The following is a 16,092-nucleotide window of genomic DNA, read 5'->3' as shown; positions in this document are numbered from 1 at the left end:
GAAGAGACCGTCTCGGGTGCGGCATACTCATCGCTCGTGCGGACAAATCTTTCGCCTGCCGCACAGGCGGCGGTCCCCGAGGACGATGAGCTCACCCTCGCGCAGGCGGGGGACGGTGACGCGTTCAGCAGGCTGGTGGCTCCGTTGCGAGGGGAACTGCACGCCCATTGCTACCGCATGCTCGGCTCCGCACACGACGCTGACGACGCGCTGCAGGAAGCGCTGGTGCGAGCCTGGCGTGGGCTCGCGGGTTACTCCGGTCGCGGCTCACTGCGCTCCTGGCTGTACACGGTGGCGACCCGGTGCTGCCTGGACTCGGTCGAGCGCAGGAACAGGCGTGCGCTGCCGGTGGACCTGGGTCCCGCGAGCGAACGCGTGGTCGTCGGCGACGCACCACGGACCGATGTCGCCTGGCTGGGGCCCTATCCCGACCACGACCTCCGCGACGGGTTCGGCGAGCCCGGCGCACGATACGAGCAGCGTGAGGCTGTCGAGCTGGCCTTCGTCGCGGCAATACAGCATCTACCGGGAAACCAGCGCGCCGCGCTGTTGCTTTTCGACGTGCTCGGGTTCTCCGCGGCCGAGATCGCCCGAACGATGCGGACCTCGACCGCATCGGTGAACAGCGCGCTGCAGCGGGCTCGGCGGATCGTGGCCGACAAGGTCCCTCCTCGCACACAACAACGCACCCTGCGCGAAGTGGGCGACGACCGCGTGCGGGCTATCACGACCAGGTTCTGCGTGGCGCTGGAACGCGGCGATGCCGACGCGCTGGTGGCTTTGCTCACCGAAGACGTCACCTGGTCCATGCCACCGCTGCCGCACTGGTATCGGGGCCTGGCCGCCGTGACCGACTTCGCTGTTCAGGTCCCGTTGACCGGATGCGGGGCGTGGCGACACCGGCCGACCCGCGCGAACGGCCAGCCTGCCGTCGCCTGCTTCCTGTGGGACGGCGAGATCGGTGCGTACGTCGCCTGGTCGATCAATGTGCTCACCCTGCGCGGCGACCGGATCACGGAGATCACGTCTTTCGTGGGCCGCGAACACTTCGAACTGTTCGGGTTGCCTGCTTCGGTCCACTGACCGAGGGAAGCACCGGATCGGCTCAGGGCTCTTCCCCGAAGCCCAGTTCCGCGCGGATCGCGGCACTGTGCTGCCCGACCTCCGGTACCGGATCGAGGCGCGGGGTCCTGCCCGACACGTCGATCGGGGGCAGCAGCGCACGCAACTGTCCGACCGGGGAGTCCACACTCGCCCACCGTTGCCGTGCGGCCAGTTGCGGGTGTTCGGCGAACTCCGCCATCGTGCGCATCCTCGCGTTGGCGATGCCCGCCTCGTCGAGGCGCCGCACCACATCGTCGGCATCCGAGTGCCGCAGCGCTCGCTCGATCAGTTCGGTCAACTCGGCGTCGTGCTCGACGCGCAGCGAGTTGCGGGCGAACCGGGCGTCGTCGGCGACGGCGGGATCGGCCAGGACGTGTTCGCACAACGCCTTCCACTCCCGCTCGTTCTGCACGCCGATGAACACAACGGAGCCGTCCCCAACGGTGTAGGGACCGTACGGCGAGATGGCGGCGTGCCTCGCGCCGTTGCGTGGCGGCGGGCTGCCCCCGTATGCGGCGTAGTAGTAGGGGAACCCGACCCACTCCCCCAGCGCGTCGAGCATCGCGACGTCGAAGCTGGTGCCCTCGCCCGTGCGCTCGCGTTCGTACAGCGCGGAGAGCACGCCGCTGAACGCGTACATCCCGGCGGCGATGTCCGCGACCGGGATCCCCGCCTTCGCCGGCTCCTCCCGGGTTCCGGTGAGTGACACCACCCCGGCCTCACACTGCACGAGCAGGTCGTAGGCCTTCTTCGTGCGGTACGGCCCGGCGGCACCGTAGCCGGAGATGTTGCACACGATCAGCCTCGGAAAGCGGCACCGCAGCGTGTCCGGCGACAGACCAAGCCTGTCGGCCGCGCCGGGGGCGAGGTTTTGCACGAACACGTCGGCCCCTGCCAGCAACGCCTCCAGCACGTCGCGGTCGCCAGGGTCCTTGACATCCAGGGTGATGCTTTCCTTGTTGCGATTGAGCCACACGAAGTGGCTCGACATCCCGCGCACCGTCTCGTCGTAGGCGCGTGCGAAGTCGCCGGTTCCCGGTCGCTCGACCTTGATGACCCTGGCTCCCAGATCGCCGAGTTGCCGTGTCGCGAACGGCGCCGCCACGGCCTGCTCGAGCGCGACGACCGTGATACCGGCCAGCGGGAGCGTGCTCATGCGGCAAGACTGTATCGGCTGTCGCGGTGCGCCGACGTGCGAAGATGGCCCGATGCGGCAGATCGACACCGAGAGAAATCTCTCGAGGACAGTCTTCGACGAGCTCAGGGCCGCCGTTGTCAGCGGTGAGCTGGCGCCCGGCGAGCTGTACTCGGTGCACGATCTGGCCGCTCGCCTCGGGGTGTCGCGCACACCGGTTCGGGAGGCTTTGATCCAGCTTTCCGAACGCGGAATGGTGCGGTTCGAGCGCAACCGTGGCATCAGGATTCTGCGAACCTCGGCGCACGACCTGGAGGAGGTCTTCGCGATCCGGCTGCTGTTGGAGGTGCCTGCCACCTACCGGGCCACCGGTCAGCGCGTGTCGGGCTGGGTCGAGGAACTGCGCGGGCACCTCGAGGACATGCGCGCGGCCGCCGAGGACCACGACGAGGCCGGGTTCATGGCCGCCGACCGGTGCTTCCACGAGACCATCAACACTGCCTCCGGGAACCCGCGGCTGGCGCGCTACGTCGACTCGCTTCGGGACATGGTGCTGTCGCGGGGCACTTCAACTGTCGACCGTTCGCGGGGACTGGCCGACATCCTCGCCGAACACGAGAGGATCTTCGAGTTCGTCGCGGACGGCAAGGCCGGGCAGGCGGCCGAGGCGATGCGGGCTCACCTGCTGCATACGGCCGAGTTGCTCATCGGCCAGGCTGCCGCCGACATCGGCGAGGACCCGCCCCGGCTTGACCTCGGCTGGACGAACTACCCCGGCTGAGGGCCATCACCCGAGCAGTTCGCCTGTCCGTCCAGCGCTATCCTCCGGCCTTCACCTTCAGATTCCCCACAGCCCACGTCGCGATCGTCTTCGCAGGCTCGCACGAATCGACCTTTCCCACGTTCCTGCGACTCAACGTCACCGCGACATCCAGCGCGTACTCGTCGGCAAGCCCCACCGCCACCGAGCAGAGGACGTCGTTCTCGCTGGTCTTGTACTCGACCGCAGGAAAACCCCCGATGGGTCCCGCGTCACGAAAGACGGCCATCTGCGGCCTCGTGTTCGCGTAGTAGGCGCTCAGGCCCTGCCTGGTCTTGACGCTGAACGAGAGCCTGACACCACCCCCGGTCGCGAGGTCGTGCCAACGACAGAACGGACCGACCGCGTTCTCGCCCTCACGATCCCGAGAGCCGCCGTCACCGAGCGCATCCTTGACCTGCTGCTCCGTCAACGCCTGGCACGGGTCACCCGCCAGCGCCGACTCCGGCAACGGATCGGCCACCGCGGGCGCCCCGCTGTGCGGCAACCCGGAACCACCCACCGACGAACCGGCGGACTCCGTTGCCGATGACCCGGACACCGGCGCCGCCGTGCCACCCGTCCCGGCCGCACAACCAACCACCCCGAGCAGGCAACCCGCCGCCAGCACCACCACAACCCGCCTCATCACACGTAACCCCCGCCGGTGGTGTCCTGGCCACCCGACCTGCCGATCTCCTGACCTGCCTGCTCATCGAAGCGCTGCACGATCCCAACGCCCGCTCCAACGCCCCCACCAGACTCAGCCAGTAGTCCCGTTCCGCGGCCACGTGCGCGGCCCCCTTCTCGAACGCCTCGACACCGACCCGGTTGAACTCCTGACTGGCCGGATCATCAGCCGGCGCCCGCGTCTGCGTGAGCTCCGCGGCTTCTTCCGCCAAGTCGGCGAGGTCGTCGGCGATCTGGCGTGCCTCGACCAGCGCGGCCTCGGCTTCTTGCCTGCTCAAAGTGAAACCGCCCGAGCCCTGCCCGGACGGCTTGCCGTCAATAATGAAATTCGCGTCGTGGAACACCCCCAGCGCCCCGGAAACCGCCGCACCCCCCGGCGCCGCGGCCACCGCCGCCCGGTCAGCCGCTCCGCCGTTCGCCCCCGCTGCCATCGAAGCCTCCCCACTTCACATGACACTCGGCGCCACAGTGTAGCCAAACAGTCACCAGCTGAAAGGCGACTTCACCAACTCGCCACCCCGCAGACTCCTGCCGTAGTACCGACTTTCGAGCCCTGCTTGACTAGTGGAATGCTACATGCCACTGTTCGCCCGTGCGGGATCATGGCCGTCGGGCCGCCGGTCCCCGCCGGGGATCGGGTCTCGTCGCCCTCCGGTGGCGGCACGGCGAACGTACGGGGACGCTGGTGCCGCTGCCGACCACACTGCCGACCCGGGTGACACGTGATGACCGATTTCCTGGCTCAGCTCGCCGACGCCGTGTCCGGCGACGTGGACAGCGGGCCCGCCGCACAAGCCATGTACAGCATGGACGCCTCGAACTACCGCCAGGTCCCCGAAGCGGTGGTGTTTCCCCGCTCGGTGGCTGACCTCGAAGCGACGGTGCGGGTGTGCTCGGCCAACGGCGTACCGATCACCGCGCGCGGCGCGGGCACCAGCATCGCCGGTCAGGCGCTGGGCAAGGGCGTCGTCGTGGACTACAGCCGCTACCTCAACCGGGTGCTCGAGATCGATGCCGAACGTGGGACCGCCAGGGTGCAGCCCGGTGTCGTGCTGGACACTCTGCGTGCCGCCGCCGCGCCCCACGGCCTGACCTTCGGCCCGGACCCCTCGACGCACAGCCGCTGCACCCTGGGCGGCATGATCGGCAACGACGCCTGCGGCCCGCACTCGGTGGCATGGGGTCGAACGGCCGACAACGTGGTGTCTCTCGACGTGCTCACCGCCGACGGCACCCGGTTCAACACGGCGACCCCGCCCGAGGAACTGACCGGCAGGGCCGACGAGATCCACGAAGGACTGCGGGCGCTGGCGAGCGACAACCTCGCGCTGCTGCGCACCGGGTTTCCCACGCTGCCCCGCAGGGTGTCCGGGTACGCGCTCGACGCGCTGCTGCCCGAACACGGATTCGACCTCACAAGGGCACTGGTGGGCACTGAAGGTACCTGCGTGCTGCTCACCGAGGCCACCGTGCGGCTTGTGCCCTCGCCACCGTCGCGGGTGCTCGTCGTTGCCGGGTACGCCGACGACGTCGCGGCCGCGGACGCGGTGCCGAGCGTGCTGCCGCTGCGACCCCTCACCGTGGAAGGCATGGGCGCCGACCTGATCGACGCCCTACTGGTGCGGGGCCGCAGAACCGCCGCGCTCGACAACCTTCCCGAAGGAAGGGGCTGGCTGTTCATCGAGGTCGGGGACGAGACGGCGGAGCTGGCACAGCGCAGGGCGCGCGAGCTCGCCGACACGCTAGCCCAGCGCACCGGTGCCACCACATCGGTTGCCACCGATCCCGCGCAGGCCCGCCAGTTGTGGTCCATCCGGGAGGCCGCGGCCGGCATCGCAACCCGCATGGCCGACGGGTCGGAAGCCTGGCCCGGCTGGGAGGACGCGGCCGTGCCGCCCGAGAACCTCGGCTCCTACCTGCGTGGCTTCCGCGAACTGCTGGCCAGGCACGGGCTGCGTGGCATCCCCTACGGCCACTTCGGCGAGGGCTGCGTGCACGTGCGCATCGACTTCGAACTCACCACCGAACGCGGCAGGCGGGCCTTCCGGTCGTTCATGACCGACGCCGCCGATCTTGTCGTGGCACACGGCGGCTCGCTGTCTGGCGAGCACGGCGACGGGCAAGCCAGGGCTGAACTGCTCCCGCGCATGTACAGCCCCGAGCTGCTGCGGCTGTTCGAGGCTTTCAAGGAAATCTGGGACCCTCGCGACCTGCTCAACCCCGGGAACCTTGTGCGGCCCCGGCCGCTGGACGCCGACCTGCGCTTCGAAGGACCGGTCCTGCCGTTGCCGACCACACTGCGCTACCCGCACGACGACGGCAGCCTCACCACGGCGACCCGTCGTTGCGTCGGTGTCGGCAAGTGCATCGACACCTCCACCGGCGTGATGTGCCCCAGCTACATGGTGACCCGGTCGGAACAGCACTCCACCCGCGGCCGTGCCCGCCTGCTGTTCGAGCTGATGCGCGGCGAGACGATCACCGACGGCTGGCGTTCCACCGAGGTGCGCGATGCCCTCGATCTCTGCCTTGCGTGCAAGGGCTGCCTTTCCGACTGTCCGGTCAATGTGGACATGGCCTCCTACAAGGCCGAGTTCCTGCATCAGCACTACGCGGGCCGCCTCAGGCCGATCAGCCACTACTCGCTGGGTTTCCTGCCGCTGTGGGCACGACTGGCACACGCCGCGCCGGGAACGGCCAACGCGGTACTGCGCTCCACCGGCACAGCAGCGCTCGTCAAGCGGCTGGGTGGGATCGCCGCCGAGCGCTCACTGCCCGCGTTCTCCCGGGTCAGCCTGCGCAGGGCGCTGCGCAGGCTGCCGCGCCGCCCGGCCGGCCGGCGCAGGGTCATGCTGTGGCCCGACACCTTCACCAACTTCTTCTCGCCGGAGGTGGGAGTCGCGGCCGCACGGGTACTCGACTACGCCGGTTTCGACGTCGTGCTGCCCCGCTCGTCGGTGTGCTGCGGGCTGACCTGGATCTCCACCGGGCAACTCGACGTCGCGAGGCGCGTGCTGCGCCGCACGCTGCGGGTGCTGGAGCCCGAACTGCGCGCGGGCACACCCATCGTGGGGCTCGAACCCAGTTGCCTCGCGGTGCTTCGCCACGACGTACACGACCTGCTGGACGTCGACAGCCTCGACGCACTCACGCTCGGGGCATTCCTCAAGCGCGAGGCACCCGGCGTACAGTTCCCCCGGCTGCCCGCGACCGCGGCGATCACCCAGCAGCACTGCCACCAGCACGCCGTGTTCGGTAACGCGGCCGAGGAGCAACTGTTGCGCGAAGTCGGTGTCGGCAACCGCACGCTCGACTCCGGGTGCTGCGGCCTGGCCGGGAACTTCGGGATGGAGCGGGGCCACTACGAGGTCTCGGTTGGCGCGGCGAACCGGGTCCTCGTGCCGGAGGTGTCGGCCGCGGAACCCGACACGCTGGTACTCGCCGACGGCTTCAGCTGCCGTACCCAGATCGGCGAACTCACCGGCAGGAAGGCCCTGCACCTGGCGCAGGTGCTGGCCACGGCCATCGATCAGGGGTTCCGCTGAGCGGGACGCCCGCCTTGCCCTGGCAGTGCCGCGCCTGGAGTGTGCAGGCATGAACGTGCAGGACGTCGCCGCCCGGCTGCTGAAGGCCTACGAGAACGCCGAGCCGACGGCACCGGTGATCGAGACCGACCCCGAGGCCACCATCGCCGACGCCTACCGCATCCAGCAGGAACAGGTGCGGCACTGGACGTCGTCGGGACAGCTGATCAAGGGTCACAAGGTGGGGCTTTCGTCCTCGGCGATGCAGGAGCAGATGGGCGTCGACCAACCCGACTACGGGCACCTGCTCAGCGGCATGTTCCACCTGGAGCAGCAGCCGATCCCCGCCTCGGCGTTCCTGCAACCCCGGATCGAACCGGAGATCGCCTTCGTGCTGGGCCGTCCGCTGGAGGGTCCTGGCGTCACGGTGGCCGACGCGGTGCGTGCGGTGGAGTTCGTGCTGCCCGCGCTGGAGATCGTGGACTCGCGCATCCGCGACTGGAACATCTCCATCGTGGACACCATCGCCGACAACGCCTCCTCCGGAGGGGTCGTACTGGGCAGCAAACCGACCCTGCTGTCGGCGGTGGACCTGCGGCTGGTGGGGTGCACGCTGCACTCCGACGGTGAGCTCATCGCCACCGGCGCCGGCGCCGCGGTGCTGGGCTCGCCGCTGAACGCGCTGGTGTGGCTGGCCAACACCGTCGGACCGCTCGGGGTACGGCTTGAGCCGGGCCACGTGGTGCTGCCCGGCTCCATGACCAGGGCATTTCCGGTGAAGCCTGGCGATTCGGTGGTGGCCAACATGGCCGAACTCGGTACTGTCACCGCGACCTTCGCGGCAGCAGTGTGAGACATTTCGCACAAGTTGAGAGGAAAATCCCGGTGTTTTGGGGTTGCATGAGGGGCAACCAGCCGGTATAGGACCGGGCAGCAAGACGTAGGGGGCTGGAATGCCTTCGATGCCGCAGGACACCGACTCTGATCTGAATTACCGGGAGCGCGCCACCCTGCACGCCGTAGCACAGGGTGGCGCGGAAATCACCTGTAGCTGCGAACCCGACTTGTTCCTGGATGGACTGGCCTGCTGCGACCAGGCCACGGCTCACCGCCTCGCCCGGGACGGGCTCATCGCGCCCGCCCACGCGGGGCGGCCCGGTGAGCGCGTACCGGCCGTACTCACCGACGCGGGCAAACGAGCGCTCAGCGCGCTGGTGAGCGTCTGAGCCCGCTCACGATCGGAAGGCGGAGATCCCCGTCACCGCCTGCCCGAGCGAAAGTGCGTGCATCTCCTCCGTGCCCTCGTAGGTGAGCACCGTCTCCAGGTTGGCCATGTGCCGCATCACGGGATACTCCAGCGAGATCCCGTTCGCACCCAGCATCGATCTCGCCGTGCGAGCTACCTCCAGCGCCGCGCGAACATTCGCCAGCTTGCCGAGGCTGACCTGACTGTGGTGCAGCGTGCCCGCGTCCTTGAGCCTGCCCAGTTGCAGCGCGACCAGTCCGGCCCGGTTCACTTCCACCAGCAGGTCGGCCAACTTTCGCTGGGTGAGCTGGTAGCCGGCGAGCGGACGACCGAATTGCTCGCGGGAGATCGTGTACTCAAGGGCCGTTTCGTAGCAGGTCCTTGCCGCGCCCACCACGCCGAACACGATGCCGAACCTGGCCTCGTTCAGGCATGACAGCGGGCCGCGCAGGCCGCGCACCTCCGGGAATGCGGCATCGGCGGGCAACCGGACCCCGTCGAGCACGAGTTCGGCCGTCAGTGAGGCACGCAGGGACAGCTTGTGCTTCACCTCGTTCGCGGTGAAACCAGGTGTGTCGGTCGGTACGACGAACCCGCGTATCCCCTCCTCCGTCCGCGCCCACACCACTGCGACGTCGGCCACGGTGCCGTTGGTGATCCACATCTTGGTCCCGTCGAGCACCCAGTCCGACCCGTCGCGGCGAGCCCTCGTTCGCATGGAGGCCGGGTCGCTACCCGCGTCGGGCTCGGTCAGGCCGAAGCACCCCAGCGCCTCACCCGCCGCCAGCTTCGGCAGCCACTGCTCGCGCTGCTGCTCGCTGCCCCACCGGTGAATGGCGTACATCGCCAGCGAGCCCTGTACCGAAACGAAGCTTCGCAGCCCGGAGTCCACCGCCTCCAGCTCCCGGCAAGCGATTCCGTAGGCCACGGACGAGGTGCCCGCGCAGCCGTAGCCCTGAAGATGCATGCCCAGCACGCCCAATCGGCCGAATCCCTTCGCCAGATCACGCGCAGGCAATGTTGCTGTTTCATACCAATTCGCAACATGTGGTTGTAGTTCTACGCGGGCGTATTCGCGAACGGCATCACGGATGTCGCTTTCCTCGCCCGTCAAGCCCTCGTCGATGCGGAGGAAATCCCGGGGGTCAACTGCACTGTCCGACATGCGGCTGACACTACCCCGACAACCGTGACGCATCGTTATGGCTGGTCACGGAATCGACTACGGGAAGGCAGACACAGGGTCACTAGTCAATCCTGACGTGTTGTTTGCCACGCGCAACCACTCAACCATCCCGATAACCGCGATTTCACACTACTGTCATAAGACCGGCGAACCCGGGAGTCATTGGCGCGCGCCGGAACAGCCACCACACCCCCGTGGGCTGTACCGGGCAGCGCGGTGCTCAACGCGAGCCGCACAACGTCGTGTGGTCACAGGCGATGTGCGGGCCCATTGCGGGCTGAACGCCATCGACCTTTCCCTGACTGACCATCGCAGTATCGGGCCGGACCGTTAGCAGGCGGGAGTACTTCCCGCCCGCTGGCAGCCCGGCCCGGTCGTGCCGAGCCATAGGAGGGCGGCAAGCCGTGACCCGCCACGCACCGCACAAGCCGAACACGGGCTTGTACGACGAGCAGTACGAGCACGACGCCTGTGGCGTAGCCTTCGTCGCCGACCTCGCGGGCCGCAAAGATCACGAGATCGTTCGTAAGGCGCTGGTCGCCCTGCGCAACCTGGAACACCGGGGGGCCCGCGGCGCCGAGCCCGAGACCGGCGACGGCGCCGGAATCCTGATCCAGATCCCGGACGCGTTCCTGCGTGAGGTCGTCGACTTCACGCTGCCCGAGGCGGGCGCATACGCCGTGGGCACCGCGTTCCTGCCGGTCGACGAGCAGGCCAGGGGCAAGGCCATGTCGACCGTCGAGCGCATCGCCGCGGAGGAGGGCATGCGCATCCTCGGCTGGCGCGAGTTGCCGGTCGACACCGAGCACGTGGGCCCGACGGCCGCGACCACGATGCCGTACTTCGCGCAGCTCTTCCTTGCCCCCAGGCGCGACGAGCTCACCGGGCTCGCGCTGGAGCGGGCCGCCTTCTGCGTGCGCAAGCGTGCCGAGCACGCGCTGCAGGAGCAACAGGTGTACTTCCCCAGCCTCTCCTCGCGCACCATCGTCTACAAGGGAATGCTCACCGAGCCGCAGGTGGAGCGGTTCTTCCCCGACCTCACCGACGAGCGCGTGACCAGCGCGATCGGACTGGTCCACTCCCGCTTCTCGACCAACACGTTCCCTTCCTGGCCGCTGGCGCACCCCTACCGCTACGTGGCGCACAACGGCGAGATCAACACGCTGAAGGGCAACCGGAACTGGATGGACGCGCGCGAGTCGCAGCTGTCCACCGGACTCATTCCCGGTGACCTCCGCAGGCTGTACCCGATCATCACCCGCGACGCCAGCGACTCGGCCTCCTTCGACGAGGTGCTGGAACTGCTGCACCTCGGCGGCCGTTCACTGCCGCACGCGGTGTTGATGATGATCCCGGAGGCGTGGGAGAACCACGGCGAGATGGACGCCGCGCGGCGGGCGTTCTACGAGTTCCACTCCACGCTCATGGAGCCGTGGGACGGGCCCGCGCTGATCGCCTTCACCGACGGTACGCAGATCGGCGCGGTGCTCGACCGCAACGGGCTGCGCCCTGCGAGGTACTGGGTCACCGAGGACGGCCTCGTGGTGCTCGCCAGCGAGGTCGGCGTACTGGACATCGACCAGTCCACGATCATCCGCAAGGGCAGGCTGGAGCCGGGCCGGATGTTCCTCGTCGACACCGGCGAGGGCCGCATCATCGACGACGAGGAGATCAAGGGCGAACTGGCCGCGCAGCACCCGTACGCGGAGTGGCTGAAGTCGGGGATGCTGCGGCTGGACGACCTGCCGGAGCGGGAGCGCGAGGTGCCGACCCACTCCTCGCTGGTACGCAGGCAGCAGGCGTTCGGCTACACCGAGGAGGAGCTGGACGTCCTGCTGGAGCCGATGGCACGCACCGGCGCGGAGCCGATCGGCTCGATGGGCAACGATTCCCCGCTCGCTCCGCTTTCCAGCGGGCCGAGGCAGCTGTTCGACTACTTCACCCAGCTGTTCGCCCAGGTCACCAACCCGCCGCTGGACGCCATCCGCGAGGAACTGGTGACGGCGCTTGGCGCGCAGCTCGGTTCCGAGCCCAACCTGCTCGATGCGGGACCGCAGCACTGCCGCAAGATCGTGCTGCCGTTCCCTGTGCTCGACAACGACGAGCTGGCCAAGCTCGTGCACGTCAACGACGACGGTGACCTGCCGGAGTTCCAGTCCTACACGGTGCACGGCACCTACGAGGTCGCGGGCGGCGGCCAGGCGCTGTTGCGCAGGCTCGAGGAGATTCGCGCCGAGGTTTCCGAGGCGATCGCGGGCGGCGCACGGCTGATCGTGCTCTCCGACCGCGGGGTGGATGCCGAGCACGCGGCGATTCCGTCGCTGCTGCTGACGGGCGCGGTTCACCACCACCTGGTCAGGGAGAAGAGCCGCACCCAGGTGGGGCTCGTGGTGGAGGCGGGCGACGCCCGCGAGGTGCACCACATCGCGCTGCTCATCGGCTACGGCGCGGCGGCGGTGAACCCCTATCTCGCCATGGCCACCGTGGAGGAGATGGCCGAGCAGCGACGCATTCCCGGCGTCACGGCGAAGGAAGCCACCCGCAACCTCATCAAGGCGCTCGGCAAGGGCGTGCGCAAGACCATGTCGAAGATGGGTGTTTCCACCGTCGCCTCCTACACCGGCGCGCAGATCTTCGAGGCGATCGGCCTCGGCGAGGAGGTCATCGACACCTGCTTCACCGGCACCACCTCGCGGTTGGGCGGGGTCGGCTTCGACACCCTCGCCGAAGAGGCCGCGCGGCGACACCGGCGTGCGTTCCCTGCCGACGGCATCCGCCCCAACCACAGGGAGCTGGAGACCGGCGGTGACTACCAGTGGCGGCGTGAGGGCGAGCCGCACCTGTTCAACCCGCAGACGGTGTTCAAGCTGCAGCACTCCACCCGCACCGGCAGGTACGAGATCTTCAAGGAGTACACCAAGGCGGTGGACGACCAGGCGCAGCGGCTGATGACACTGCGCGGGCTGTTCGACCTCAAGGAAGGCGAGCGCCCACCGGTACCGATCGAGGAGGTGGAGCCGGTATCGGAGATCGTGAAGCGGTTCGCCACCGGCGCCATCTCCTACGGCTCGATCTCGGAGGAGATGCACCAGACGCTGGCCATCGCGATGAACCGGCTCGGTGGCAAGTCCAACACCGGTGAGGGCGGTGAGGACCCGGAGCGGCTGTACGACCCGCAGCGGCGCAGTGCCGTGAAGCAGGTGGCGAGCGGCCGGTTCGGTGTCACCAGCGAGTACCTTGTCAATGCCGACGACATCCAGATCAAGATGGCGCAGGGCGCCAAGCCGGGCGAGGGCGGCCAGTTGCCCGGCAGCAAGGTGTACCCCTGGATCGCCAAGACCCGCTTCTCCACGCCGGGTGTTGGGCTGATCTCGCCGCCGCCGCACCACGACATCTACTCGATCGAGGATCTGGCTCAGCTCATCCACGACCTCAAGAACGCCAACCCGGCCGCACGCATCCACGTGAAGCTGGTGTCCGAGGTCGGTGTCGGCACCGTGGCCGCTGGGGTGTCGAAGGCGCACGCCGACGTGGTGCTCATCTCCGGCCACGACGGCGGCACGGGAGCCTCCCCGCTGTCCTCGATCAAGCATGCGGGCGGCCCATGGGAGCTCGGGCTGGCCGAAACGCAGCAGACGCTGCTGGCCAACCGGTTGCGTGACCGGATCGTGGTGCAGACCGACGGTCAGCTCAAGACCGGCCGCGACGTCGTCATCGCCGCGCTGCTGGGTGCGGAGGAGTTCGGTTTCGCCACCGCCCCGCTGGTGGTTTCCGGCTGCATCATGATGCGGGTGTGCCATCTGGACACCTGCCCGGTGGGCGTGGCTACGCAGAACCCGAAGCTGCGGGCCAAGTTCAGCGGCAAGGCCGAGTACGTGGTGAACTTCTTCGAGTTCGTCGCCCAGGAGGTGCGCGAGTACCTGGCAAGGCTCGGCTTCCGTTCGGTCGCCGAGGCCGTCGGCCACGCCGAACTGCTGGACACCCGCAAGGCGGTTGAGCACTGGAAGGCCTCGGGGCTGGATTTGTCCCCGATCTTCCATGTACCCGAACTGGAACCGAGGGCGGCACGCCACCAGGTGGTCGCGCAGGATCACGGTCTGGACAAGGCGCTGGACAACACGCTCATCCAGCTGGCCGAGGGCGCGCTCAGCTCGGGCGACAAGGTGCGGCTGGAGTTGCCGGTGCGAAACGTCAACCGCACGGTCGGCACCATGCTCGGCTCCGAGTTGACCAAGCGCTGGGGCGGCGACGGCCTTCCCGACGACACCATCGACATCACCTTCACCGGCACAGCGGGGCAGTCGTTCGGCGCGTTCCTGCCGAAGGGCATCACGCTGCGGCTGGTGGGCGACGGCAACGACTACGTCGGCAAGGGCCTTTCCGGTGGCCGGATCACCGTGCGCCCTCCGCTGGAGGCCCGCTTCGCCGCTGAGGAGCACATCATCGCGGGCAACGTGATCTGCTACGGGGCCACCGGCGGCGAGGTCTTCCTGCGTGGCAAGGTCGGCGAACGGTTCTGTGTGCGCAACTCCGGAGCGCTGGCGGTGGTCGAGGGTGTCGGTGACCACGGCTGCGAGTACATGACCGGCGGCAGGGTGGTGGTGCTCGGGCCGACCGGGCGCAACTTCGCCGCCGGTATGTCCGGCGGTATCGCCTACGTGCTGGATCTCGATCCGGTCCGGGTCAACCAGGAGATGGTGGACCTCGACGAGTTGGACGAGACCGACGCACAGTTCCTGCGCGAGGTCGTGGAGCGGCACTACGACGAGACCTCCTCGGCGGTGGCGCACGCGCTGCTGACCGACTGGGACCTGGCGCTGCCGAGGTTCGGCAAGGTCATGCCGAAGGACTTCAAGCGCGTGCTGCGGGCACAGGCCGCGGCGGAGCGCGAGGGAAGGGACGTCAACGAAGCGATCATGGAGGCGGCACATGGCTGACCCCAAGGGCTTTCTCACCACACCCAGGGAGACGCCGAAGTCTCGCCCCGTGGACGTGCGGATCAAGGACTGGCGCGAGGTCTACGAGGATTTCGAGCAGTCGAAGCTCACCAAGCAGGCGGGCCGCTGCATGGACTGCGGTATCCCGTTCTGTCATCAGGGCTGCCCGCTGGGCAACCTGATTCCGGAGTGGAATACGCTGACGTGGCGGGAGGACTGGCAGGCCGCGATCGAGCGGCTGCATGCCACGAACAACTTCCCCGAGTTCACCGGAACGCTGTGTCCGGCGCCGTGTGAGACCGCCTGCGTGCTCGGCATCAACGACGACCCGGTGACCATCAAGCGGGTCGAGATCTCGATCATCGACCGGGCCTGGGAAGAAGGCTGGGTGACCCCGCAGCCACCCGTGACCAAGACTGGCAAGAAGGTCGCGGTTGTGGGCTCCGGCCCAGCGGGACTCGCGGCCGCGCAACAGCTCACCCGCTCCGGACACGACGTCGTGGTGTTCGAGCGGGCGGACGCGGTCGGTGGGCTGCTGCGCTACGGCATCCCCGAGTTCAAGATGGAGAAGTACCGCCTCGACCGGCGGCTGGAGCAGATGCGGGCGGAGGGCACCGAGTTCAGAGCCGGGGTCAACGTCGGGGTGGACGTCACGGCCGAGCAACTGCTTTCGGAGTACGACGCTGTGGTGCTCGCCGGTGGTGCCACCGCATGGCGTGACCTGCCGGTGCCCGGCAGGGACCTGCCCGGCGTGCACCAGGCCATGGAGTACCTGCCGTTCGCCAACCGGGTCGCCAGCGGGAAGCTGGCACAGACCCCGATCGACGCGGCCGGTAAGGACGTCGTGGTGATCGGCGGTGGCGACACCGGTGCCGACTGTGTCGGTACCGCGCACCGGCAGGGTGCGCGGTCGGTGACCCAGTTGGAGATCATGCCGAGGCCACCGCAGTCGCGTTCGGACGCGCACCCGTGGCCGACGTACCCGATGATCTACCGGGTTTCCTCGGCGCACGAGGAGGGCGGCGAGCGGCTCTACTCGGTGAACACCCAGGAGTTCCTCGCGGACTCCGACGGCAACCTGCGGGCACTGCAGCTCGTGGAGGTCCGCAACGAGGGCGGGAAGTTCGTTCCTGTCGAGGGCACCGAACGCGAACTGCCCGCCCAGCTGGTGCTGCTGGCGATGGGCTTCGTCGGCCCGCAACGTGAGGGCCTGCTGGAGCAGCTCGGCGTCGAGCTCGACGAGCGGGGCAACGTGGCAAGGGACGCCTCGTACCAGACGAGTGTCGACAAGGTGTTCGTGGCAGGCGACATGGGCAGGGGTCAGTCGCTGATCGTGTGGGCGATCGCGGAGGGTCGTTCCGCCGCGGCCGGGGCCGACGCCTACCTCACCGGCCGGGACGTGCTTCCCGCACCGATCGCGCCGACCGACCGTCCGATCTCCTGACCGGCGGGTGTTCAGCGGGTCGGCAGG

The 16,092-nt window shown here is 68.6% G+C and carries 11 protein-coding genes; 7 read left to right on the top strand and 4 right to left on the bottom strand.

Going from position 1 to position 16,092, the window contains the following annotated elements; translation table 11 throughout:
- The first annotated feature begins 36 nt into the window (after positions 1-36).
- Positions 37-1,083, top strand: a complete 1,047-nt coding sequence (locus SACMADRAFT_RS06065) for a sigma-70 family RNA polymerase sigma factor (protein ID WP_009152908.1) — start codon at positions 37-39, stop codon at positions 1,081-1,083.
- Between the two features lie 22 nt (positions 1,084-1,105).
- Here SACMADRAFT_RS06065 and SACMADRAFT_RS06060 read toward each other — a convergent pair whose 3' ends face one another.
- Positions 1,106-2,260 carry a CaiB/BaiF CoA transferase family protein gene (locus tag SACMADRAFT_RS06060; protein WP_009152907.1) on the bottom strand — a complete coding sequence of 385 codons (1,155 nt, stop codon included), beginning with the start codon at positions 2,258-2,260 and terminating at the stop codon, positions 1,106-1,108.
- 52 nt (positions 2,261-2,312) lie between these two features.
- On the opposite strand from SACMADRAFT_RS06060, the gene SACMADRAFT_RS06055 reads away from it, so the two are divergent.
- Positions 2,313-3,020, top strand: coding sequence for a GntR family transcriptional regulator (locus tag SACMADRAFT_RS06055; protein WP_009152906.1), 708 nt, complete (start codon positions 2,313-2,315; stop codon positions 3,018-3,020).
- A gap of 37 nt (positions 3,021-3,057) precedes the next feature.
- On the opposite strand, the gene SACMADRAFT_RS06050 is transcribed toward SACMADRAFT_RS06055, so the two are convergent.
- On the bottom strand, positions 3,058-3,600 hold the full coding sequence (locus SACMADRAFT_RS06050) for a DUF3558 domain-containing protein (protein ID WP_332307213.1): 543 nt from the start codon (positions 3,598-3,600) through the stop codon (positions 3,058-3,060).
- Positions 3,485-4,159, bottom strand: coding sequence for a hypothetical protein (locus tag SACMADRAFT_RS31255; protein WP_332307223.1), 675 nt, complete (start codon positions 4,157-4,159; stop codon positions 3,485-3,487). The genes SACMADRAFT_RS06050 and SACMADRAFT_RS31255 overlap by 116 nt, the downstream gene beginning before the upstream one ends.
- A 294-nt stretch (positions 4,160-4,453) precedes the next feature.
- Between SACMADRAFT_RS31255 and SACMADRAFT_RS06040 the strand changes: the two genes are divergently transcribed.
- The 3 genes from SACMADRAFT_RS06040 to SACMADRAFT_RS06030 all read left to right on the top strand — a co-directional run bounded on the left by SACMADRAFT_RS06040 (position 4,454) and on the right by SACMADRAFT_RS06030 (position 8,478).
- A complete protein-coding gene (locus SACMADRAFT_RS06040) occupies positions 4,454-7,273 on the top strand; it encodes an FAD-binding and (Fe-S)-binding domain-containing protein (RefSeq protein ID WP_009152904.1) in 2,820 nt (939 codons plus the stop codon).
- A gap of 49 nt (positions 7,274-7,322) precedes the next feature.
- Positions 7,323-8,105 (top strand): 2-keto-4-pentenoate hydratase, encoded by a 783-nt coding sequence (locus SACMADRAFT_RS06035; RefSeq protein ID WP_009152903.1) that lies wholly within the window; start codon positions 7,323-7,325, stop codon positions 8,103-8,105.
- Positions 8,106-8,205: 100 nt separating this feature from the next.
- A complete protein-coding gene (locus SACMADRAFT_RS06030) occupies positions 8,206-8,478 on the top strand; it encodes a YjhX family toxin (protein ID WP_009152902.1) in 273 nt (90 codons plus the stop codon).
- A gap of 6 nt (positions 8,479-8,484) precedes the next feature.
- Here the strand turns inward: SACMADRAFT_RS06030 and SACMADRAFT_RS06025 are convergent, their stop codons facing one another.
- Entirely contained in the window at positions 8,485-9,663 is a 1,179-nt protein-coding gene (locus SACMADRAFT_RS06025) for an acyl-CoA dehydrogenase family protein (protein ID WP_009152901.1), read from the bottom strand.
- A 425-nt stretch (positions 9,664-10,088) separates the two neighbouring features.
- On the opposite strand from SACMADRAFT_RS06025, the gene gltB reads away from it, so the two are divergent.
- Together gltB and SACMADRAFT_RS06015 are read left to right on the top strand one after the other, a co-directional pair.
- A complete protein-coding gene (gltB, locus tag SACMADRAFT_RS06020) occupies positions 10,089-14,621 on the top strand; it encodes a glutamate synthase large subunit (RefSeq protein ID WP_009152900.1) in 4,533 nt (1,510 codons plus the stop codon).
- Positions 14,614-16,065, top strand: a complete 1,452-nt coding sequence (locus tag SACMADRAFT_RS06015) for a glutamate synthase subunit beta (RefSeq protein WP_009152899.1) — start codon at positions 14,614-14,616, stop codon at positions 16,063-16,065. The genes gltB and SACMADRAFT_RS06015 overlap by 8 nt, the downstream gene beginning before the upstream one ends.
- The last annotated feature ends 27 nt before the right edge of the window (positions 16,066-16,092 follow it).

The organism is Saccharomonospora marina XMU15, assembly GCF_000244955.1.
Taxonomy (GTDB): domain Bacteria; phylum Actinomycetota; class Actinomycetes; order Mycobacteriales; family Pseudonocardiaceae; genus Saccharomonospora_A; species Saccharomonospora_A marina.
This window is presented reverse-complemented; position numbering and strand designations above follow the sequence as displayed.

Bases quoted from the DNA above. Each gene is read 5' to 3' on its own strand.
- SACMADRAFT_RS06035 (WP_009152903.1), top strand. From the start codon at position 7,323: ATGAACGTGCAGGACGTCGCCGCCCGGCTGCTGAAGGCCTACGAGAAC.
- SACMADRAFT_RS06030 (WP_009152902.1), top strand. From the start codon at position 8,206: ATGCCTTCGATGCCGCAGGACACCGACTCTGATCTGAATTACCGGGAG.
- SACMADRAFT_RS06040 (WP_009152904.1), top strand. From the start codon at position 4,454: ATGACCGATTTCCTGGCTCAGCTCGCCGACGCCGTGTCCGGCGACGTG.
- SACMADRAFT_RS31255 (WP_332307223.1), bottom strand. From the start codon at position 4,159: ATGGCAGCGGGGGCGAACGGCGGAGCGGCTGACCGGGCGGCGGTGGCC.
- SACMADRAFT_RS06025 (WP_009152901.1), bottom strand. From the start codon at position 9,663: ATGTCGGACAGTGCAGTTGACCCCCGGGATTTCCTCCGCATCGACGAG.
- SACMADRAFT_RS06055 (WP_009152906.1), top strand. From the start codon at position 2,313: ATGCGGCAGATCGACACCGAGAGAAATCTCTCGAGGACAGTCTTCGAC.
- SACMADRAFT_RS06015 (WP_009152899.1), top strand. From the start codon at position 14,614: ATGGCTGACCCCAAGGGCTTTCTCACCACACCCAGGGAGACGCCGAAG.
- SACMADRAFT_RS06060 (WP_009152907.1), bottom strand. From the start codon at position 2,260: ATGAGCACGCTCCCGCTGGCCGGTATCACGGTCGTCGCGCTCGAGCAG.